Raw genomic sequence first — 19,907 nt, forward strand, 5'->3', positions numbered from 1 at the left:
GCGCTTCTGCGTGTTGTGCGTCGTGCGGGCTTCTGTTTAACGCACGACGCACGCAAAGCGCTTACGCGTTCTTCATGCTGAGGCCGCGAGCGGGCCGGGCGCGATCGAATCGATGAAGGACGCGAGTTCGACGTCGCGCGAGGTGAGGCCTTCGGCCTCGTGAGTCGAGAGCGTGATTTCCACGCGGTTATAGACGTTGAACCATTCGGGGTGATGGTTCATTTCCTGCGCCTTGATCGCCACGCGCGTCATGAAGCCGAACGCTTCATTGAAGTCGGCGAAACGGAAATGGCGCTGGATGGCGTCGCGGCCCGCGACGGCGTGCCAGCCGCGCAGATGGGCGAGCTCGGTAGCGCGCTCTTCGGATGTGAGTCGGTTGATCATCGTGGCACCTGTATGCGCTATGTGTACTTGGGGGGCCCGGCGAAGGCGCTGGGTCGATGAGTCATTTTTTCACGGATGCGCGACCTGTGCGAGCCGACCGGGCGACGGTGCGGCAATTCGCGCGGGGGCGGCCAGGTTGTGATCCGGGTGCTAGCCGGATAAGCGCATCGTTCATGCCGATGGCCGTGTTGTGACTCGCCGCGCCGCCTGCTCAGACGTCGCCGTCTTCGAGCCAGCCTTCGCGCGTGCCGCGCGTGTACACCGTGTCGCTATGCAGCACATCGCCAGCGGCGTAGGGCGCCGTGGCGATGAGCGGCGCAGGATCGGCGAGATGCGCGGCAATGCCGGCGCCGAGCGCCTCGAACAACTGCGCAAACGAGTCGATCACGAAATAGGTCTTCTGGAACGTGTCGATGCGATAACGCGTGCGCAGCACGCGCTCGAGGCCGAAGGCGAGCCGGTTGGGCGCGGCGCTTTCCACACTGTAGAGCGATTCGCCCTTGCTCGACACGATGCCCGCGCCGTAGATCTTCACGGCTTGCGGCGCGCCTGTATCGCCGCTGGTGTCGCCGCTCGCATCGCGTATCAGGCCGAATTCCACCGTGTACCAGTAGAGGCGCGCGAGCAGCGGCAGCGCGCGTTCGTCCACGTTGAGCGCGGCGCGGCCATAGGCGTGGATCGCATCGGCGAAAACGGGGTCGGTCAGGAGCGGCACATGGCCGAACAGGTCGTGAAAGCAGTCCGGTTCCTGGAGGTAGTCGAGCTGATCGGGGCGGCGCATCCACCACGTCACCGGAAAGCGGCGATGGGCCAGGTGCTCGAAGAAGATGCGGTCGGGCACGAGCCCCGGCACTGCGACGATGCGCCAGCCCGTGGCGCCCATCAGCCGCTCGCTCACGGCTTCGAAGGAGGGCACGTGCGCGACGTTCAGGCCGATGCGCTGGGCGCCGTCGAGAAACGCCTTGCAGGCGCGTCCTTCGAGCAGCGCCATCTGCCGCCGGTAGAGCTGGTCCCAGACGGCGTGATCGACGGCGCCATAGCGTTCGAGCGGCTGGTCGATGGTGAAGTCGGGACGGGTTTCGAGGCCCGCGTCGAACTGCTCCTGCAGCTTCGCGGTGGCGGCGACGGCCATGTTCGTAACGTTCCAATAAAAGCACTTGGGGATAGGCAAGTGTAGAGCGGAGCGGGCGCGGCATGCGCGCATTTCAGGCGAAGGTGGCGATCGATATGCAATAATCGAGCGTCAATAAACTAATCTATGCGGAAATTTTTCATGCTCGAACTCGATCACTTCGATCTCGCGCTGCTCGACGTTTTGCAGCGCTTTGGCCGCGCCACGCATCAGCAACTCGGCGAGCAGGTGCCGCTCTCGCCCTCGCAGATCGGCAGGCGGTTGCAGCGGCTGGAGGCCTCAGGGGTGATCGACGGCTATCGCGTCGTGCTGCGGCCCGAAAAGCTCGGTCTCGGTGTCACGGCGTTCACGAGCCTGAAATTGAAGCACCACGGGGATTCGATCATCGAGCAGTTCCAGCAGCAGATCGACGTGCTGCCCGAAGTGCTCGAATGCCATGCCGTGGTGGGCGACGCCGATTACCTGCTGCGCATCGTGGCACCGGATCTGAACGCGCTGTCGTCGTTCGTGATGAAGAAGCTCATGCGGGTGCCGGGCGTGGACAGCGTGCGCTCGAACATCGTGCTCACGACGTTCAAGCGCAATGGCCCGTTGCCGCTCGGGCATCTGGAGCCCGGCGCGGCGGCGCCTTGATGTCGGCGCCGTGCGCGAGCCAAAGTCACGCTCAAGGGCGTGCGGATGATCTTCAAGCCGCCACGGCCGGCGCGTTGAGCAGATCGACGTAGGCCACGGCCACCAGATCGCTTTCCTCCACGCCGAGCTGCTTGAACAGCGCGTGCGCTTCGGCTTCGCCGCCTTGCTCGTCGTCCTCGGGGCCGAGCACCACTTCGAGCTCGACGAAGTCGCCCAGACCATCCACGCGATCCAGATGGATGCGCGTGCGGCCCGCCAGATACACGTGGCGCTCCTTCGAGACGATGCCGCGCGTGGTGAGCGCCGTGGCGAGCAGCGAGTGCATGGCCTCGGCATTGGTGACGGGGCTGCGCGTGTAGTACGAGGCCTTCGGGCCGTCGCGGTCGTCGCGCTGGTAGAAGATCAGCTCGGGCGGCGTGCCGTCGTCGAACTGGCGCAGCTTCAGACGTCCGCGCGGCACGTCGTAGAAGAAGTCCTGCTGGCGAAAGATCAGCGGCGCATCGGGGGCGAGCTGGGCGGCACGCTCGCGCAGGGTGTCGAAATGACGGGCGCGGGCTTTGATTTCGATGTTGCGGGCCATGCAAAGCTCCTGTGGAACGGAACGGGGGAACGATGGGGGAGGCTCGGAACGCGCCGAGCCGGTGCACGCGTGTCAGGCACGCGCAAAACGCGGAGCGAACTGCGAATCTAGCAAAACTTGTGTGACCGCGCTGTTACAGGCGAACTGCGCGCGTCGAGAAATATCGGACCTGAACGCGGCGCCCCGCCGCGATGCGCCGCGCGTTCATGAGCGCGGCTCATATCGCCCATTGGGTCTCGATGGCCTTGAGCGCCGCCGCGATGGCGGGCTCGTCGCGGCGCGCGGCGAGCGTGATGAAGGTGAGCTCGGTGGGTACCGTCACGCCTTCGACGATGGTGAGCGCATGGGCGTGCGCTTCGGCAATCGCCGTGGCGTCGCGCGCGAGCGAGAGGCCCACGCCCGACTTTACGAGGTCGAGCATCGAGGGCTCCTGGTCGACTTCAGCCACCTTCACGGGCTTCGCGTGCGCGGCTTCGAAGAGCCCCGAAAGCAGCCGGTTGTGCGCCGACGCGGGCGGCGTCCAGATCCACGGCAGCGCCGCGAGCGCGCGCCAGTCGCGCGCGTCCTTGACGCGTTCCTTCCAGCCGGCGGGCGCGAGCACGCGGTACTGAAAGCGCGTGAGCGTGAGGGTGTGGAAGGTGTCGGGATCGGGGCCGGGCTGGCCGATGTAATAGCCCACGTCCAGCTCGCGCGCGCGCACCTGGTCGAGCACCCAGCCCGACATGCCGTGGCGCAGCGCCGTCTCGATCTGCGGCCAGGTTTCCACGAGCTGGCGCAGAAAGCCGCCCAGACGCAGGAACGCGGGGTCGAGGATGGTGCCGATGCGCAGCCGTCCGCGCACCTCATGGCGCAGCGCGGCGGCGGCGCGCTGCACGTCGCCGGCCGCGGCGAGCGCGCGCTCGGCGTGCGGTAGCAGCGCCTGGCCGTCGCGCGTGAGCACGAGGCCATGCGAGGTGCGGGTGAAGAGCGTGACGCCCAGCGTCTCCTGCAGATGCTTGATCTGCAGGCTCACGGCGGGCTGCGTCAGATGCAGATGCGTGGCCGCGCGCGTGAGATTGCCCTCGCGCGCGACCGTCACGAACGCGCGCAACAAGGTCAGATCCATGCGCTGATATTAACTCGCCTTATATCGCAGTTGAGGATTAATCATTGGATCGCCGATGCCCCGCGCGATTACGCTAACTGGCACCGATCAGGCGGTACCGTGCGCGTGCGTTTCCTCTCGTTGTGCACGGTGCGCCTGCATAAACCTCCACTGAAGAGGCACAACATGGGCGAGACACATCGCAGCGAAGCGGGCGTGCGCACTCTCACGCACTACGTCAACGGCAAGCCGCTGGAGGCCACGAGCGGGCGTTTTGCCGATGTCTTCAATCCGTCGAGCGGCCAGGTGAGCGCGCGCGTGCCGCTCGCGAGCGTGGCCGAAGTCGATGCCGCGGTCGCCGCCGCCAACGCCGCGTTTCCCGCGTGGAGCGAGATGGCGCCCATCAAGCGCGCGCGCATCCTCTTCAAGTTCAAGGATCTGCTCGACCAGCATCACGACGAACTCGCCGCGCTCGTGACGCGCGAGCACGGCAAGGTGTTCTCCGACGCCAAAGGCGAGGTGATGCGCGGCATCGAAGTGGTCGAATTCGCGTGCGGGATTCCCAATCTGCTCAAGACCGATTTCACGGACCAGATCGGCGGCGGCATCGACAACTGGAACCTGCGCCAGCCGCTGGGCGTGGTGGCTGGCGTCACGCCCTTCAATTTCCCGATGATGGTGCCGTGCTGGATGTTCCCCGTCGCGCTCGCCTGCGGCAATACCTTCGTGCTGAAGCCCTCGGAGCGCGATCCGTCCGTCACGCTGCGCCTCGCCGAGCTGCTCAAGGAAGCGGGCCTGCCCGATGGCGTGTTCAACGTCGTGCACGGCGACAAGGTGGCGGTGGACGCGCTCATCGCGCATCCCGACGTGAGCGCGCTCTCGTTCGTCGGCTCCACGCCGATCGCCGAATACATCTATACCGAAGGCACGAAGCACGGCAAGCGCGTGCAGGCACTCGGCGGCGCGAAGAATCACCTCGTGGTGATGCCCGACGCCGACATGGACCAGGCCGTCGATGCGCTGATCGGCGCGGCTTACGGCTCGGCGGGCGAGCGCTGCATGGCGATCTCGGTGGCGGTCGCGGTGGGCCATATCGCCGACGAGCTCATCGAGCGTCTCACGCCGCGCGTGAAGGCGCTGAAGATCGGCGACGGCATGAACGACGCCTCGGAAATGGGACCGCTCGTGACGGCGGCGCATCGCGCCAAGGTTCAGGGCTATATCGAGGCGGGCGTGGCCGCGGGCGCGCAGCTCGTGGTGGACGGGCGCGGCCATCGGGTCGAAGGCGCCGAAAACGGCTTCTTCCTCGGCGGCACGTTGTTCGATCACGTGCAGACCGATATGAGCATCTACCGCGAAGAAATCTTCGGGCCCGTGCTCTCGGTCGTGCGCGTGCCCGACTTCGCGAGCGCGGTCGCGCTCATCAATGCGCACGAATTCGCCAACGGCGTGTCGTGCTTCACGAGCGACGGTGGCGTCGCGCGCGCGTTCTCGCGGCAGATCAAGGTGGGCATGGTCGGCATCAACGTGCCGATTCCGGTGCCGATGGCGTGGCACTCGTTCGGCGGCTGGAAGCGCTCGCTGTTCGGCGACCACCATGCCTATGGCGAAGAGGGCGTGCGCTTCTATACGCGCTACAAGAGCATCATGCAGCGTTGGCCGGACAGCATCGCGAAGGGCGCCGAGTTCACGATGCCGGTGGCGAAGTAAGGCGCTCGCGGTCCCGTGCGAGGGGCCGTAAACAGATAAGAGCTTTTGCATGGGATGGGACCCGGCGCGCGAGCGCGAGGTCCCGTCGACAGGAGACACCACCATGGCTACAACGACGCGCGAATCCACGCGAGGACGCGACGCGCCCCCGCGCCGCCTGGAAGGCGAATTCGATTACGTGATCGTCGGCGCCGGCACGGCGGGCTGCGTGCTCGCCAACCGCCTCACGCAGGACCCCGACGTCTCCGTGCTGCTGATCGAAGCGGGCGGCAAGGACGACTATCACTGGATTCACATTCCGGTCGGCTATTTGTACTGCATCGGCAACCCGCGCACGGACTGGCTCTACAAGACCGCGGCGGAGCAGGGGCTCAATGGCCGCGCGCTTTCGTATCCGCGCGGGCGCGTGCTGGGCGGATCGTCGTCGATCAACGGCATGATCTATATGCGCGGCCAGCGCGAAGACTATGACGCGTGGGCGCACGCGACCGGCGACGCGGGCTGGTCGTGGGATTCGGTGCTGCCCGTGTTCCGTGCGAGCGAGGACTATCACGGCGGCGCGAACGCCTATCACGGCGCGGGCGGCGAATGGCGCGTCGAGAAGCAGCGCCTGAAATGGAAGATTCTCGAATCGTTCGCGCGGGCCGCGCAGGAGCAGGGCATTCCCGCCACCGACGATTTCAATCGCGGCGACAGCGGCGGCCCGAACGGCGGCGTGGGCTATTTCGACGTGAACCAGAAGCACGGCGTGCGCTGGAACACCTCGAAGGCCTTCCTGCGCGCGGCCATGAAGCGGCCCAATCTCACCGTGGTCACGGGCGCGCTCACCGAGCGCGTGATCTTCGAAGGCGCGCGCTGCGTGGGCGTCGAATATCGCGGCGACGTTCCCTATGTCGCGCGTGCGCGCGGCGAAGTGATCCTGAGCGCGGGCGCGGTGAACTCGCCGCAACTGCTCGAACGCTCGGGCGTCGGCGATGCGGCGCGGCTCGCGCGAATCGGCGTGAACGTCGTGCAGGATTTGCGCGGCGTGGGCGAGAACCTCCAGGACCATCTGCAACTGCGCATGGCGTTTCGTGTGAACGGCGTGCGCACGCTCAACACGGCCTCCGCGCACTGGTGGGGCAAGCTGATGATCGGCATGCAGTACGCGCTGTTCCAGAGCGGCCCGATGTCGATGGCGCCCTCGCAGCTCGGCGCGTTCGCGAAGTCGGAGGCGCAGATGGCGCGCCCCGATCTCCAGTATCACGTGCAGCCGCTCTCGCTCGACCGCTTCGGCGAGCCGCTGCATCGCTTCAATGCGTTCACGGCATCGGTCTGCAATCTGCGGCCCACGTCGCGCGGCAGCATTCATGCCGTGTCGGCCAACCCCGAGGACGCGCCCGCGATCGCACCAAATTATTTGTCGACCGAGGAGGACTTGCGCGTGGCCGCCAATGCCATGCGGCTCACGCGGCGCATTGCGGCTTCGCCCGCGCTCGCGGGCTATCGGCCGGAGGAAATTCTGCCGGGGCCCGCGTTCCAGAGCGAGGCGCAGTTGCACGAGGCGGCCGGCAACGTGGGCACGACGATCTTCCATCCGGTGGGCACCTGCCGCATGGGCCGCGCCGACGATGCCGACGCCGTGGTCGACGCGCGCTTGCGCGTGCGCGGCGTGCAGGGCTTGCGCGTGGTGGACGCATCGGTGATGCCGTTCATCACCTCGGGCAACACGAATTCGCCCACGCTGATGATTGCCGAGCGCGCAGCGCAGATGTTGCGCGAAGACCGTCGTGCGGGCGCGTCCACGAACGTGCGCAGCGAGGCCGCCGTATCCGCAACGCCGGCGTGAAACGCGCGCTTAACTTCCGAAGTCGACGGCCTTGAGAAGGCCGAAGACGACGCGCGTTTCGAACCACTATCCAGGACATGCGCCGCGCAAGCGGCGCATGCGCTTTCGCACGTTTTCGGTGCAACTGCGCTACGTCGAAATTGCTGCCATCGCGACGTCATCGTGCCGCTATTTGCTGCCAAATTTCGCGTCGCGTGCGCATGAACAATGCCTCGCACCCGTAAGTGCAAATCCCAATGATTGCGCTGCATCATTGGCGAGACAATGGCGCGGAATGGCAAAAGCGGGCAAGCGCGAGCCGAAACATGGCGCGCGATACACAGTCGTGCGTAGCCACGCACGAACGATTCTTGAGCGTTACGCCTTACTTCGCGTGGAAGGGGACATGATTCTCGGCGACACGATTCTGGAAACACGCGGCCTCACGAAACAGTTCAAGGGTTTCACGGCCGTGAACGGGGTGAACCTGCGCGTGTGCCGCGGGTCGATTCACGCGCTCATTGGACCGAATGGCGCGGGCAAGACCACTTGCTTCAATCTCCTGACCAAATTTCTCGTCCCGAGCGCGGGGCGCATCGTCTTCAACGGCATCGACATCACGCATGAGCGGCCCGCGCAGATCGCGCGGCGCGGCATCATCCGCTCGTTCCAGATTTCGGCGGTGTTTCCGCATTTAACGGCGCTGCAGAACGTGCGCATCGGCCTGCAACGCCAGCTTGGCACCGCGTATTACTTCTGGAAGTCCGAGCGCTCGCTCGCCGAGCTCAACGACCGCGCGATGGACCTGCTGACCCAGGTGGGCCTGACCGATTTCGCCGACGTGCCCACCGTCGAGCTCGCCTACGGGCGCAAGCGCGCGCTCGAGATCGCGACGACGCTCGCGATGGAGCCCGAGCTCATGCTGCTCGACGAGCCCACGCAGGGCATGGGCCACGAAGACGTGGACCGCGTGACGGCGCTCATCAAGAAAGTGTCGAGCGGCCGCACGATCCTGATGGTCGAGCACAACATGAACGTGATTGCCGGCATCTCCGACACCATCACGGTCCTGCAGCGCGGCGAGGTGCTGGCCGAGGGCAGCTACGCGGAAGTCTCGAAGAATCCGCTCGTGGCCGAAGCCTATATGGGCAGTGCCGATGCGGCGCTCGCGGGGGCGCACGCATGAGCACGGTGACCGAGCAAGGACACATGGCGGCCGTGGATGCCGCGCCCGGCGAAAGCGCGCTCGAGATCGCGGGTCTGCAGACGTGGTACGGCGAGTCGCATATTCTGCACGGCGTCGACCTCTGCGTGAAACGCGGCGAAGTCGTCACGCTGCTCGGGCGCAACGGCGCGGGGCGCACCACCACGCTGCGCGCGATCATGGGCCTCACGGGCCGGCGCACCGGGTCGATCCGCATCGGCGGGCGCGAGACCATCCATATGCCCACCTATCGCATCGCGCATTGCGGCGTGGGCTATTGCCCCGAGGAGCGCGGCATCTTCGCGAGCCTCTCGTGCGAGGAAAACCTGCTGCTGCCGCCGGCGATCGGCGTGAAGGGTGCGGGCGCGAAGGGGATGTCGCTCGACGAGATTTACTCGATGTTCCCCAATCTCGCGGAGCGCCGCCACAGCCAGGGCACGCGGCTCTCGGGCGGCGAGCAGCAAATGCTCGCCGTGGCGCGCATCCTGCGCACGGGGGCGAACCTGCTCCTGCTCGACGAAATCTCCGAAGGCCTCGCGCCCGTGATCGTGCAGACGCTCGCCCGCATGATCGTCACGCTGAAGTCGCGCGGCTACACCATCGTGATGGTCGAGCAGAACTTCCGCTTCGCGGCGCCGCTCGCCGACCGTTTCTACGTGATGGAGCACGGGCGCATCGTCGAGCGCTTCGGCATTGCCGAGCTCGAAGGCAAGATGCCAGTGCTGCACGATCTGCTGGGCGTCTAGTTTCCGTTTGTGCATCGCGCGCGGCGACGGACCGCGCCGCGCGACCTGTTTTGCCTCCGCTTGTTCATGGAGTGTTCCTGAATAACAACGTAACCAATGAAGGAGACTGCAATGAAGAAAACCACGTTCGCGCGGCTTGCGGGCCTCGCTGCCGCCACGGCAGCCGTGATGGCGTTCAGCGCGGGGAGTGCGCAGGCCGCCAACGACGCGGTGAAGATCGGCTTCATCACCGATATGTCGGGCCTTTATGCGGACGACGACGGCCAGGGCGGCCTCACCGCCATCAAGATGGCGGTGGCGGACTTCGGCGGCAAGGTGCTGGGCAAGCCGATCCAGGTGATGTACGCGGACCACCAGAACAAGGCGGACATCGCGGCGTCGAAGGCGCGTGAATGGGCGGACCGCGACGGGCTCAATCTGCTGCTCGGCGGCACGAATTCCGCTACCGCGCTCGCGATGAATCAGGTCGCGCAGGAAAAGAAGCTGGTGTACATCAACACCGGCGCGGGAACGGATGCGCTGACGAACGCGCAGTGCACGCCGTACACGGTTCACTACGGCTATGACACGGTCGCGCTCGCGAAGGGCACGGGCCTCGCGGTGCTCAAGCAGGGCGGCAAGACCTGGTTCTTCCTGACCGCCGACTACGCGTTCGGCAAGTCGCTCGAGCAGAACACGGCCGACGTCGTGAAGGCGAACGGCGGCCAGGTGCTCGGCGAAGTGCGGCATCCGCTCTCGGCGTCGGACTTCTCGTCGTTCCTGCTGCAGGCGCAGGCGTCGAAGGCGCAGATCCTCGGCCTCGCGAATGCGGGCGGCGACACCGTCAACGCGATCAAGGCCGCGAAGGAATTCGGCATCAACAAGACGATGAAGACCGCGGCGCTGCTGATGTTCCTGCCCGACGTGCACAGCCTCGGGCTCGAGACCACGCAGGGCCTCGTGCTCACGACCGGCTGGTACTGGGATCAGAACGATGCCACGCGCAAGTGGGCGCAGCGCTACTACGACCAGACGAAGAAAATGCCGTCCGAGCTCCAGGCAGCCGACTATTCAGCGGCGACGACGTATCTGAAGGCCGTGCAGGCGGCCGGCACCACCGATCCGGACAAGGTGATGGCGCAGCTCAAGAAGACGAAGATCGACGACATGTACACGAACAACGGCTATATCCGCCAGGACGGTGTGCTGATCCACGATATGTATCTGGTCGAGGTCAAGAAGCCGTCCGAGTCGAAGAAGCCGTGGGACTACTACAAGGTGCTGCAGACGATTCCGGGCGAGCAGGCCTATACGACGAAGCAGGAGAGCAAATGCGCGCTGTGGAAGTAAGCGCGCAGGAGCCCGGTCGGCCCTGAAAAAGGGGCGATGGACGGTTGGTGGGACGTGTGTCAGGCAGGCGGCACGCGGCGCGGCGCAGCAGGAAAAGCGCCCGCGCCGCGTGCCGCCTGCGTGTGTAACCGTTGTTGGCATTCATGGCGGCTTTCATGACGATCTTTGGCATTCCGCTTCCGGCAATGCTGAGCCAGTTGCTGCTCGGGCTCGTGAACGGCTCGTTCTACGCGATCCTGAGCCTCGGCCTCGCGGTGATTTTCGGCATGCTCAACGTGATCAACTTCGCGCACGGCGCGTTGTTCATGCTCGGCGCGATGCTCACGTGGATGGGCCTCGCTTACTTCAACCTGCCGTACTGGGTGATGATTTTCGTCGCGCCCATCGTGGTGGGTCTCATCGGCATGGTGATCGAGCGCTCGATGCTGCGCTGGATCTATCGGCTCGATCATTTGTACGGACTCCTGCTGACTTTCGGGCTCACGCTCGTGGTGGAAGGCGTGTTCCGCTCCATCTACGGTTCGTCGGGTCAGCCCTACGACGTGCCCGACGCGCTCTCGGGCGCGACCAATCTCGGCTTCATGTATCTGCCCAACTATCGCGCGTGGGTCGTGGTCGCGTCGCTGGCCGTGTGCTTCGCCACGTGGTTCGTGATCGAGAAGACGCGTCTGGGCGCCTATCTGCGCGCGGGCACGGAGAACCCCAAGCTCGTCGAGGCGTTCGGTATCAACGTGCCGCTCATGATCACGCTCACCTACGGCTTTGGCGTCGCGCTCGCCGCGTTCGCGGGCGTGCTGGCCGCGCCGGTCATCCAGGTCTCGCCGCTGATGGGCCAGCCGATGATCATCACCGTGTTCGCCGTGGTCGTGATCGGCGGGATGGGCTCGATCATGGGCTCGATCATCACGGGCCTGCTGCTCGGCGTGATCGAAGGCTTCACGCGCGTGTTCTGGCCCGAGGCGTCCGCGACCGTGGTGTTCGTGATCATGGCGATCGTGCTGCTGATTCGCCCCGCTGGCCTCTTCGGCAAGGAACGGTGATGCAAAGAAAAGTGCTCTATGGCGTGCTGCTGATCGGGCTGATCGCGGCGCCTTTCATTGGCGCGTATCCGCTCTTCGTGATGAAGGTGCTGTGCTTCGCGCTGTTCGCCGCCGCGTTCAATCTGCTGATCGGCTATACCGGTCTGCTCTCGTTCGGGCATGCGATGTTCCTCGCGACGGCGGGCTATACCACCGGCTATGCGATCCAGTCGCTCGGCTTCACGCCCGAGCTGGGCGTGCTGGCCGGCACGGCCGCCGCCACGGTGCTCGGGCTGATCGTGGGCCTGTTCGCGATCCGCCGCCAGGGCATCTACTTCGCGATGGTCACGCTCGCGCTCGCGCAGATGGTCTACTTCGTGTTCCTGCAGGCGCCGTTCACGCACGGCGAGGACGGTTTGCAGGGTGTGCCGCGCGGCAAGCTGTTCGGGCTCATCTCGCTCGACTCCGATCTCGCGCTCTATTACGCCGTGCTTGTGGTGATGGTGCTCGCGTTCCTGTTGATCGTGCGGATCGTGCATTCGCCGTTCGGCCAGGTGCTGGGCGCGATCAAGGAGAACGAGCCGCGCGCCATTTCGCTCGGCTACGACACCGACCGCTTCAAGCTGCTCGCGTTCGTGCTTTCGGCTGGGCTCGCGGGCCTCGCGGGCTCGCTCAAGGTGCTCGTGCTCGGCTTCGAGACGCTCGGCGACGCCTACTGGACCATGTCCGGCCTCGTGATCCTGATGACGCTCGTGGGTGGCATGGGCACGCTGTTCGGGCCGCTCGTGGGCGCGGCGCTGATCGTGGCGCTCGAAGACCGGCTCGGCGATATCGGCACGCTGCTCGCGCATCTGACGGGCGTGGACTGGTTCCGCTCGCTCGGCGAGTCGGCGACGATCGTCACCGGCCTCATCTTCATTGCCTGCGTGCTGGCGTTCCGGCGCGGGATCGTCGGTGAGATTGTCTCGCGCGTGCGGCCGCTGCGGGCCTGATTCGGGGGAAGTGGTCTTTTGTTGCGGCCAGTGAGACAATGATGTGTCGAAACGCCCCATTTAGGTGCCACACTGCACCACTAGGGTAAATGCTAGTTGCCCGAAAGGGGGGTGAAGTTTAAAGTCTCACCTAGTTCTGATGCACCGAATTTGCAGGTGGAGAACGAGGAGACAACTGAGGCACAAAGTGCCCGGACAAGGAAGCGCTGTTGGATGGGAATCCAACAGCGCTTTTTATTTGTGCGGCGGTTTTTCTTCACGCCTGTCTCATTCCTCCGATTATCTTTTCTCGCTCCGTTTCTCCTTTTTTCTCCTTCGCGTTATTTCCCCACGGCGTTCGCCGATAATCGGCATTTGCGCGCGCGTTTTTCCATTCCACGAATTACGCAAATTTCGCGATAAAGCGCACGACGCCCAGCACATAGGGCTTGGCGCGTTACGCATTGCACGCGGCTTTGGATGCGCGTTGCGCTCGCAATGTAAGCCATTGGAAAGCGCTTGCCGCGCCAAACATCACTCCGTTACACTCGCCATTCGCCGACCATGCGGTCAGCATTATCGGCTCGCAGGGATTAATCCGGGGCAATAAGAAAACGATGATCGAAGGAGTGGAGATGCGGTTGGTTTGGCGTTGGATGAACGCGGCTTGTGTCGCGACCGGGGTGCTCGCGGCGACAGCGGGTGTGGCGCAGGCGGACGTGAAGATCGGCGTGACGCTGTCGGCCACCGGGCCCGCGGCCTCGCTGGGGATTCCCGAAAGGAACACCATCGGGCTGCTGCCGAAGGAAATTGCGGGGCAGAAGATCGATTACATCGTGCTCGACGACGCCACCGATTCCACCCAGGCCGTGAAGAACGCGCGCAAGCTCACGAGCGAAGATCACGTGGATGCGTTGATCGGCTCGACCGTGGTGCCGAATTCGCTCGCGATGATCGACGTCGCCGCCGAAACGGCCACGCCGATGATCTCGATGGCCGCCGCGGCCTCGATCGTCGAGCCCATGGATGCGAAGCGCGCATGGGTCTTCAAGACGCCGCAGAACGATCAGCTGATGGCCGGCGCCATCGCCCAGCACATGGCCGCGCACGGCGTGAAGACGGTGGCCTTCATCGGCTTCTCGGACGCCTATGGCGAGAGCTGGTACAAGGAATTCAGCGCGGCCGCCGCGAAGCAGAACATTAAAGTCGTGGCGAGCGAGCGCTTCGCGCGCAACGACACGTCCGTCACGGGCCAGGTGCTCAAGGTGCTCTCGCAGCATCCCGACGCCGTGCTGATCGCGGGGGCGGGCACGCCGGCCGCGCTGCCGCAGAAGACGCTCAAGGAGCGCGGCTACGCGGGCAAGATCTATCAGACGCATGGCGTGGCCAACAACGACTTCCTGCGCGTTTGCGGCAAGGATTGCGAGGGCACCTATCTGCCCGCCGGTCCGCTGCTGGTGGCCGACCAGTTGCCGGCCACGAACCCCGTCAAGCAATCGGCGCTCGCGTACAAGGCGGCCTACGAAAAGGCCTGGGGCGCAGGCTCGATCTCGACGTTCGGCGGCCACGCGTGGGACGCGGGTCTGCTGCTGCAGCACGCGATTCCGGTCGCGCTGAAGGCGGGCCAGCCCGGTACGAAGGCGTTTCGCGAAGCGTTGCGCAAGGCGCTTGAAGACTCGCACGACGTCGCGGGCGCGCATGGCATCTTCGACATGAGCGCGACCGATCATTCAGGCCTCGATCAGCGCGCGCGCGTGATGGTGGAGATCACCGGCGGCAAGTGGAAGCTGGCCGGCGACTGAGTTTCACAAGGAACGCGCAAGCCCATCAAGCAAGCACCTAAAAGGCACACTCAGATTTTTGAGGTGCCTTTTTTGTTGCCGATGCAACGACGCGGGGCTGGCGCGAAGCGGGAGAGGGGAGCAGTCGACAAAGCGGAACGCGCACCGTGCGTGCGGCGGCAAGCGCCGCGCCGCGCCGCGCCGCGGGCAGGGAAAACCATGCATCACACGCGCGATCCCGATTACTACACTCAGAGGCCAGCGCCGGTTTCACGAAGATCGTAGCAATCGGTGCGGGATGACACGACAACACGCAGACCAAGCGTTTGGAGACGCGCAATGAAAACGAAGAAGTGGGTTTTGAGGTCGATTAGCGCCGGACTCGCAGCGGCGCTGATGGGCGTGGCCGGCATGGCCGCCGCGCAGGTGAAGATCGGCGTGACGCTTTCGGCGACGGGGCCGGCGGCGTCGCTCGGCATTCCCGAGAAGAACACGATCGCGCTACTGCCCAAGGAGATCGCGGGCAAGAGCGTGCAGTACATCGTGCTCGACGACGCCTCCGACACGAGCAAGGCCGTGCAGAACACGCACAAGCTGATCGACGAGGACCACGTGGACGCGATCATCGGCTCGTCGGTGACGCCCAATTCGCTGGCGATGCTCGACGTCGTCGCGCAGGGCAAGACGCCGATGATCTCGCTCGCGGCGTCGGCGGCCATCGTGCATCCGATGGACGACAAGCGCAAATGGGCCTTCAAGACGCCGCAGAACGACGACCTGATGGCCAACGCGATTGCGGGCTATATGGAGAAGCACGGCGTGAAGACGGTGGGCTTCATCGGCTTCACGGACGCCTATGGTGACAGCTGGTACAAGGAGTTCAGCGCGGCGGCCGCGAAGCACAACCTCAAGATCGTCGCGAACGAACGCTATAACCGCACCGATTCGTCGGTCACGGGCCAGGCGCTCAAGCTGATGTCGGCGAATCCCGACGCCGTGCTGATCGCAGGCTCGGGCACGCCTGCGGCACTGCCCGCGACGACGCTCAAGGATCGCGGCTACAAGGGCAAGATCTATCAGACGCACGGCGTGGCCAACAACGACTTCCTGCGCGTGTGCGGCAAGGACTGCGAAGGCGAGATCCTGCCCGCAGGCCCGATTCTCGTCGCCGATCAGCTGCCCGATTCGAACCCCGTGAAGCAGTCGGCGCTTGCCTATAAGGCGGCCTACGAAAAGGCCTATGGCGCAGGCTCGGTGGCGACCTTCGGCGGCCACGCGTGGGACGCGGGCCAGATGCTCCAGCGCGCGATTCCGGTTGCGCTCAAGTCGGCTCAGCCCGGCACGGAAGCGTTCCGCGTGGCGCTGCGCGACGCGCTCGAGAACGTCAAGGAACTGCCGCTCTCACACGGCATCATGAACACCACGCCCACCGATCACAACGGCCTCGACGACCGCGCGCGCGTGATCGTGGAGATCGTCAACGGCAAGTGGAAGCTGCAAAGCGAATGAGCGTGGCGTAGCGCGCGATGTTGCGTACGCGCGCAATGTCACGTGAAACCGTTCCACGCTTCATTTCGGCCACCGACAATGGCCGTGCACCGCGGCCCCACGGCCTCGCGGTGCGCACTTCGTAGTGCATCGTTCAAACGCGGCGCAGCCTGGGCGGCTGCGCCGCGCGTTTTTCCCGCATCGCCATCTTTGCCGACGTATCGGCGGTTGTTCCTCGTTGTTCCTGCTCATTGTTCCTGGTTTCACGCGCTACAGAAAGAGGGGTTATGGATTTATCGATCGCCGCGATCCTCGCGCAGGACGGCATCACCACCGGAGCGATCTACGCGCTGCTCGCGCTCGCCCTGGTGCTGGTGTTCTCCGTGACGCGGGTGATCTTCATTCCGCAGGGCGAGTTCGTCTCGTATGGTGCGCTCACGCTCGCCGCGCTGCAATCGCAGAAGTTTCCCGCCACCTGCTGGCTGCTCGTCGCGCTGGGCGCCGCGTGCTTCATCGTGGAGACGGCGGGGCTCGTGCGGCATGCCGAGCGGCGCAAGCATGCGCCGCGCACGCTCGTGACGCTCGCGGGCAAGTATCTGCTCTTTCCCATCGCGCTCTACGCGCTCACGCGTGGCGTGGCCGGCCTGCAATTGCCCATGCTCGCGCAGATCGCGCTCACGCTCGCGATCGTCGTGCCGATGGGGCCGTTCGTCTACCGGCTCGCCTATGAGCCCATCGCCGAGGCGACCACGCTGCTGCTGCTGATCGTGGCGGTGGCCGTGCATTTCGCGATGGTGGGCCTCGGGCTCGTGATGTTCGGCGCGGAGGGTTCGCGCACGAATGCGTTCACCGATGCGACGTTCAACGTCGGCAGCCTCTCGGTCTCGGGGCAGAGCCTCTGGGTCATCGGCACAGCGGCGGTGCTGATCGTCGCGCTGTACGTCTATTTCGACCGCACGATCTCGGGCAAGGCGCTGCGCGCGACCTCGGTGAACCGGCTGGGCGCGCGTCTCGTGGGCATCGGCACCACGCAGGCCGGGCGGCTCGCGTTCACGCTCGCGGCGGGCCTGGGCGCGCTGTGCGGCATCCTCGTGGCGCCGCTCACCACCATCTACTACGACTCGGGCTTCCTGATCGGCCTGAAGGGCTTCGTGGGCGCCATCATCGGCGGTCTCGTGAGCTATCCGCTGGCCGCCGCGGGCTCCGTGCTCGTGGGCCTGCTGGAGTCGTACTCGTCGTTCTGGGCGAGCTCGTACAAGGAAGTGATCGTGTTCACGCTGATCATTCCCGTGCTGCTGTGGCGCAGCCTTTCCACGCCGCATGCCGAAGAGGAAGAGGAGTGACGCGATGAAACGACTTGTGCTGCATAACCGCTTCTTCTGGCTGTTCCTCGTGGTCATGTTCGCGCTGCCGGTGCTGCCGCGCCCCGTGCACGTGCCCGAATACTGGATCACGCTGCTCAATTACATCGGCCTTTATTCGATCGTCGCGATCGGGCTCGTGCTGCTCACCGGCATCGGCGGGATGACGAGCTTCGGGCAGGCCGCGTTTGTCGGGCTCGGCGCCTATGCGACCGCGTATCTGACGACGCAGTACGGCGTCTCGCCGTGGCTCGCGCTGATCGTCGGCGTGGTGATTACGGCGCTCGTCGCGCTCGTGCTGGGGCTCGTGACCATGCGGCTCTCGGGGCACTTCCTGCCGCTCGGCACCATCGCCTGGGGCCTCGCGCTGTTCTTCCTGTTCGGCAACCTCGACATGCTCGGCAAGTACGACGGGATCAACGGCATTCCCGTGCTCAACGTGCTCGGCATCGACCTCGAATCGGGACGTCATATCTATTACCTGATCTGGGTGGTCGTGCTGGCGTCGGTCATCTCCGTTCAGAACCTGCTTAATAGCCGCACGGGCCGCGCCATCCGCGCGCTGCGCGGCGGTGGGCTGATGGCCGAGGCGATGGGCGTGAACACGGCATGGATGCGCGTCGTGATCTTCGTCTATGCGGCGGTGCTCGCGGCGGTCTCGGGGTTCCTCTACGCCCATCTGCAGCGCGCGGTGAACCCGACGCCGTTCGGCCTGAATCACGGCATCGAATACCTGTTCATGGCCGTGGTGGGCGGCGTGGCGCACGTCTGGGGCGCGGTGCTGGGCGCGGCGATCCTCACGCTCCTGCAGGATTGGCTGCAAACGCTGCTGCCGAAGCTGCTGGGCGAGAACGGCAACTTCGAGATCATCGTGTTCGGCATTTTGATGGTGCTGCTGCTCCAGTACGCCCGGCGCGGTGTATGGCCGTTCGTGGCGCGCTTCTTTCCGCGTGGCCCGCAGGCGCACGTGCCCGAGCACGCCGAGTCCTTGCCGCAGCGCAGCAAGCCGCAGGCGGGCGAACTGCTACTGACCGTCGATAAGGCGCGCAAGCAGTTCGGCGGCCTCGTGGCCGTCAACGACGTGAGCTTCGAGGTGAGGGCGGGGCAGATCATCGGCCTGATCGGCCCGAACGGCGCGGGCAAGTCCACGACGTTCAATCTCGTGACGGGCGTGCTCCAGCCGACCAGCGGCGCGATCACGTTCCACGGCGAGCGCATCGACCGGCTCGCTTCACGTGAAATCGTTGCGCGCGGCATCGGGCGGACGTTCCAGCACGTCAAGCTGCTGCCGACGATGAGCGTGCTGGAGAACGTCGCGATCGGCGCGCATCTGCGCGGCCATTCGGGCGTACTGCGCAGCGTCGTGAAGCTCAATGCCGCGGAGGAGGGCCGTCTGATGAGCGAGGCGGCAAAGCAGATTCGCCGCGTGGGCTTGGAGCAGCATATGTACGATGAGGCCGGCAGTCTCGCGCTCGGACAGCAGCGCATCCTCGAAATTGCGCGGGCGCTTTGCTGCGATCCGACCCTGATGCTGCTCGACGAGCCCGCCGCCGGCCTCCGTTATCAGGAGAAACAACAATTGGCCGGCCTGCTGCGCAGGCTGAAAGATGAGGGGATGAGCGTGCTGCTGGTCGAACACGACATGGATTTCGTGATGAATCTCACCGACCGCCTGGTCGTGATGGAATTCGGTACGCGGATCGCCGAGGGATTGCCCGAAGAGGTGCAGCAAGACCCGGCGGTGCTCGAGGCTTATCTGGGCGGGGTGGAATAATGAGCGCTCCCGTACTCGAAGTCTCGGGGCTCGCCGTGCGCTACGGCAAGATCGAGGCGCTGCACAAGGCGGCGATCAAGGTGGGCGCGGGGCAGATTGTCTCCGTGATCGGCCCGAACGGCGCCGGCAAGTCCACGCTGCTCAACGCCATCATGGGTTCGCTGCCGCTCACGGGGCATGTGAGCGGCCGGATTGCCTGGCTGGGCGAGGAAATCGGCATGCTGCCGATCGAGCGGCGCGTCGCGCGCGGCATGTGCCTGGTGCCGGAAAAGCGCGAGCTGTTCGCGTCGATGACCGTCGAAGACAACCTCGTGCTCGGCGCGTATCGACGCAAGCGGGCGGGTGAGCGCAATTTCCTCGATCAGCTCGACCACGTGTTTCAGCTGTTCCCGCGGCTCAAGGAGCGGCGTGCCCAAGCGGCCGGCACGCTCTCGGGCGGGGAGCGTCAGATGCTCGCGGTCGGGCGCGCGCTGATGGGCAAGCCTGATCTGCTGATGCTCGACGAGCCGAGCCTCGGGCTGGCGCCGCTGATCGTGAAGGAGATCTTCCACATCATCAGTGCGCTGCGGCAGACGGGCGTGGCGACGCTCCTGATCGAGCAGAATGCGCGTGCCGCGCTACAAATCTCCGATTACGGCTACGTGCTGGAAACGGGCGATCTGGCGCTGGAGGGGCCGGCCAACGAACTGGCGCAGAATCCACGCGTGATCGAGACGTATCTGGGCTTGGCCAAGAAGCCGGTCTGATCTCGTCAGTCGCTGTAGAAATTTCGTAGGGAAGGGCGGTGTGTTTCACGTGAAACACACCGCTTTTTCGTTTAGCGCTGGCGCAATATTCGGGTGTGAACGGCCGCAAACCCGAAACCGTTATAATCCGCGCATACCACTTTTTTCTGAGAAGGCTC

At 65.2% G+C, this 19,907-nt stretch carries 17 protein-coding genes; 13 read left to right on the plus strand and 4 right to left on the minus strand.

From position 1 onward, the window contains the following. Positions 1–72: 72 nt before the first annotated feature. Both U5775_RS14435 and phhA read right to left on the minus strand, forming a co-directional pair. A complete protein-coding gene (locus U5775_RS14435) occupies positions 73–405 on the minus strand; it encodes a 4a-hydroxytetrahydrobiopterin dehydratase (RefSeq protein WP_322058896.1) in 333 nt (110 codons plus the stop codon). Positions 406–595: 190 nt separating this feature from the next. Further along, positions 596–1,516: a phenylalanine 4-monooxygenase gene (gene phhA, locus U5775_RS14440; protein WP_322058805.1), complete on the minus strand. Its 921-nt coding sequence runs from the start codon at positions 1,514–1,516 to the stop codon at positions 596–598. Positions 1,517–1,657: 141 nt separating this feature from the next. Between phhA and U5775_RS14445 the strand changes: the two genes are divergently transcribed. Then, positions 1,658–2,149 (plus strand): Lrp/AsnC family transcriptional regulator, encoded by a 492-nt coding sequence (locus U5775_RS14445; protein WP_065062258.1) that lies wholly within the window; start codon positions 1,658–1,660, stop codon positions 2,147–2,149. Between the two features lie 52 nt (positions 2,150–2,201). On the opposite strand, the gene U5775_RS14450 is transcribed toward U5775_RS14445, so the two are convergent. Further along, complete coding sequence (locus U5775_RS14450; RefSeq protein ID WP_322058806.1) at positions 2,202–2,729, minus strand: class IV adenylate cyclase; 528 nt, start codon at positions 2,727–2,729, stop codon at positions 2,202–2,204. 217 nt (positions 2,730–2,946) lie between these two features. Beyond that, on the minus strand, positions 2,947–3,834 hold the full coding sequence (locus tag U5775_RS14455) for a LysR family transcriptional regulator (RefSeq protein WP_322058807.1): 888 nt from the start codon (positions 3,832–3,834) through the stop codon (positions 2,947–2,949). A 165-nt stretch (positions 3,835–3,999) separates the two neighbouring features. On the opposite strand from U5775_RS14455, the gene U5775_RS14460 reads away from it, so the two are divergent. The 12 genes from U5775_RS14460 to U5775_RS14515 all read left to right on the plus strand — a co-directional run bounded on the left by U5775_RS14460 (position 4,000) and on the right by U5775_RS14515 (position 19,749). Continuing rightward, a complete protein-coding gene (locus tag U5775_RS14460; protein WP_322058808.1) occupies positions 4,000–5,523 on the plus strand; it encodes a CoA-acylating methylmalonate-semialdehyde dehydrogenase in 1,524 nt (507 codons plus the stop codon). A gap of 103 nt (positions 5,524–5,626) precedes the next feature. Beyond that, entirely contained in the window at positions 5,627–7,351 is a 1,725-nt protein-coding gene (locus tag U5775_RS14465) for a GMC family oxidoreductase (protein ID WP_322058809.1), read from the plus strand. Positions 7,352–7,736: 385 nt separating this feature from the next. Next, entirely contained in the window at positions 7,737–8,516 is a 780-nt protein-coding gene (locus U5775_RS14470; RefSeq protein ID WP_322058810.1) for an ABC transporter ATP-binding protein, read from the plus strand. After that, positions 8,513–9,280 carry an ABC transporter ATP-binding protein gene (locus tag U5775_RS14475; protein WP_322058811.1) on the plus strand — a complete coding sequence of 256 codons (768 nt, stop codon included), beginning with the start codon at positions 8,513–8,515 and terminating at the stop codon, positions 9,278–9,280. Before U5775_RS14470 ends, U5775_RS14475 begins: the two co-directional genes overlap by 4 nt. A 111-nt stretch (positions 9,281–9,391) precedes the next feature. Then, on the plus strand, positions 9,392–10,609 hold the full coding sequence (locus U5775_RS14480) for an ABC transporter substrate-binding protein (protein ID WP_322058812.1): 1,218 nt from the start codon (positions 9,392–9,394) through the stop codon (positions 10,607–10,609). A 155-nt stretch (positions 10,610–10,764) separates the two neighbouring features. After that, positions 10,765–11,649 carry a branched-chain amino acid ABC transporter permease gene (locus U5775_RS14485; protein ID WP_322058813.1) on the plus strand — a complete coding sequence of 295 codons (885 nt, stop codon included), beginning with the start codon at positions 10,765–10,767 and terminating at the stop codon, positions 11,647–11,649. Further along, on the plus strand, positions 11,649–12,620 hold the full coding sequence (locus U5775_RS14490; RefSeq protein ID WP_322058814.1) for a branched-chain amino acid ABC transporter permease: 972 nt from the start codon (positions 11,649–11,651) through the stop codon (positions 12,618–12,620). Before U5775_RS14485 ends, U5775_RS14490 begins: the two co-directional genes overlap by 1 nt. 635 nt (positions 12,621–13,255) lie before the next feature. Then, on the plus strand, positions 13,256–14,401 hold the full coding sequence (locus U5775_RS14495; RefSeq protein WP_415913577.1) for an ABC transporter substrate-binding protein: 1,146 nt from the start codon (positions 13,256–13,258) through the stop codon (positions 14,399–14,401). Between the two features lie 318 nt (positions 14,402–14,719). Then, positions 14,720–15,889 (plus strand): ABC transporter substrate-binding protein, encoded by a 1,170-nt coding sequence (locus U5775_RS14500; RefSeq protein ID WP_322058816.1) that lies wholly within the window; start codon positions 14,720–14,722, stop codon positions 15,887–15,889. 266 nt (positions 15,890–16,155) lie between these two features. Next, positions 16,156–17,211, plus strand: coding sequence for a branched-chain amino acid ABC transporter permease (locus U5775_RS14505; protein ID WP_322058817.1), 1,056 nt, complete (start codon positions 16,156–16,158; stop codon positions 17,209–17,211). Between the two features lie 4 nt (positions 17,212–17,215). Continuing rightward, positions 17,216–19,003 (plus strand): branched-chain amino acid ABC transporter ATP-binding protein/permease, encoded by a 1,788-nt coding sequence (locus U5775_RS14510; protein WP_322058818.1) that lies wholly within the window; start codon positions 17,216–17,218, stop codon positions 19,001–19,003. Next, positions 19,003–19,749, plus strand: coding sequence for an ABC transporter ATP-binding protein (locus tag U5775_RS14515; RefSeq protein ID WP_322058819.1), 747 nt, complete (start codon positions 19,003–19,005; stop codon positions 19,747–19,749). The genes U5775_RS14510 and U5775_RS14515 overlap by 1 nt, the downstream gene beginning before the upstream one ends. Positions 19,750–19,907 lie beyond the last annotated feature (158 nt).

Source organism: Paraburkholderia sp. J63, assembly GCF_905220245.1.
Taxonomy (GTDB): domain Bacteria; phylum Pseudomonadota; class Gammaproteobacteria; order Burkholderiales; family Burkholderiaceae; genus Paraburkholderia.

Coding starts and splice junctions, on each gene's coding strand:
- U5775_RS14475 (WP_322058811.1), top strand. CDS start 8,513: ATGAGCACGGTGACCGAGCAAGGACACATGGCGGCCGTGGATGCCGCG.
- U5775_RS14470 (WP_322058810.1), top strand. CDS start 7,737: ATGATTCTCGGCGACACGATTCTGGAAACACGCGGCCTCACGAAACAG.
- U5775_RS14480 (WP_322058812.1), top strand. CDS start 9,392: ATGAAGAAAACCACGTTCGCGCGGCTTGCGGGCCTCGCTGCCGCCACG.
- U5775_RS14500 (WP_322058816.1), top strand. CDS start 14,720: ATGAAAACGAAGAAGTGGGTTTTGAGGTCGATTAGCGCCGGACTCGCA.
- U5775_RS14510 (WP_322058818.1), top strand. CDS start 17,216: ATGAAACGACTTGTGCTGCATAACCGCTTCTTCTGGCTGTTCCTCGTG.
- U5775_RS14450 (WP_322058806.1), bottom strand. CDS start 2,729: ATGGCCCGCAACATCGAAATCAAAGCCCGCGCCCGTCATTTCGACACC.
- U5775_RS14505 (WP_322058817.1), top strand. CDS start 16,156: ATGGATTTATCGATCGCCGCGATCCTCGCGCAGGACGGCATCACCACC.
- U5775_RS14485 (WP_322058813.1), top strand. CDS start 10,765: ATGACGATCTTTGGCATTCCGCTTCCGGCAATGCTGAGCCAGTTGCTG.
- U5775_RS14455 (WP_322058807.1), bottom strand. CDS start 3,834: ATGGATCTGACCTTGTTGCGCGCGTTCGTGACGGTCGCGCGCGAGGGC.
- U5775_RS14495 (WP_415913577.1), top strand. CDS start 13,256: ATGAACGCGGCTTGTGTCGCGACCGGGGTGCTCGCGGCGACAGCGGGT.
- U5775_RS14465 (WP_322058809.1), top strand. CDS start 5,627: ATGGCTACAACGACGCGCGAATCCACGCGAGGACGCGACGCGCCCCCG.
- U5775_RS14445 (WP_065062258.1), top strand. CDS start 1,658: ATGCTCGAACTCGATCACTTCGATCTCGCGCTGCTCGACGTTTTGCAG.
- U5775_RS14515 (WP_322058819.1), top strand. CDS start 19,003: ATGAGCGCTCCCGTACTCGAAGTCTCGGGGCTCGCCGTGCGCTACGGC.
- phhA (WP_322058805.1), bottom strand. CDS start 1,516: ATGGCCGTCGCCGCCACCGCGAAGCTGCAGGAGCAGTTCGACGCGGGC.
- U5775_RS14460 (WP_322058808.1), top strand. CDS start 4,000: ATGGGCGAGACACATCGCAGCGAAGCGGGCGTGCGCACTCTCACGCAC.
- U5775_RS14490 (WP_322058814.1), top strand. CDS start 11,649: ATGCAAAGAAAAGTGCTCTATGGCGTGCTGCTGATCGGGCTGATCGCG.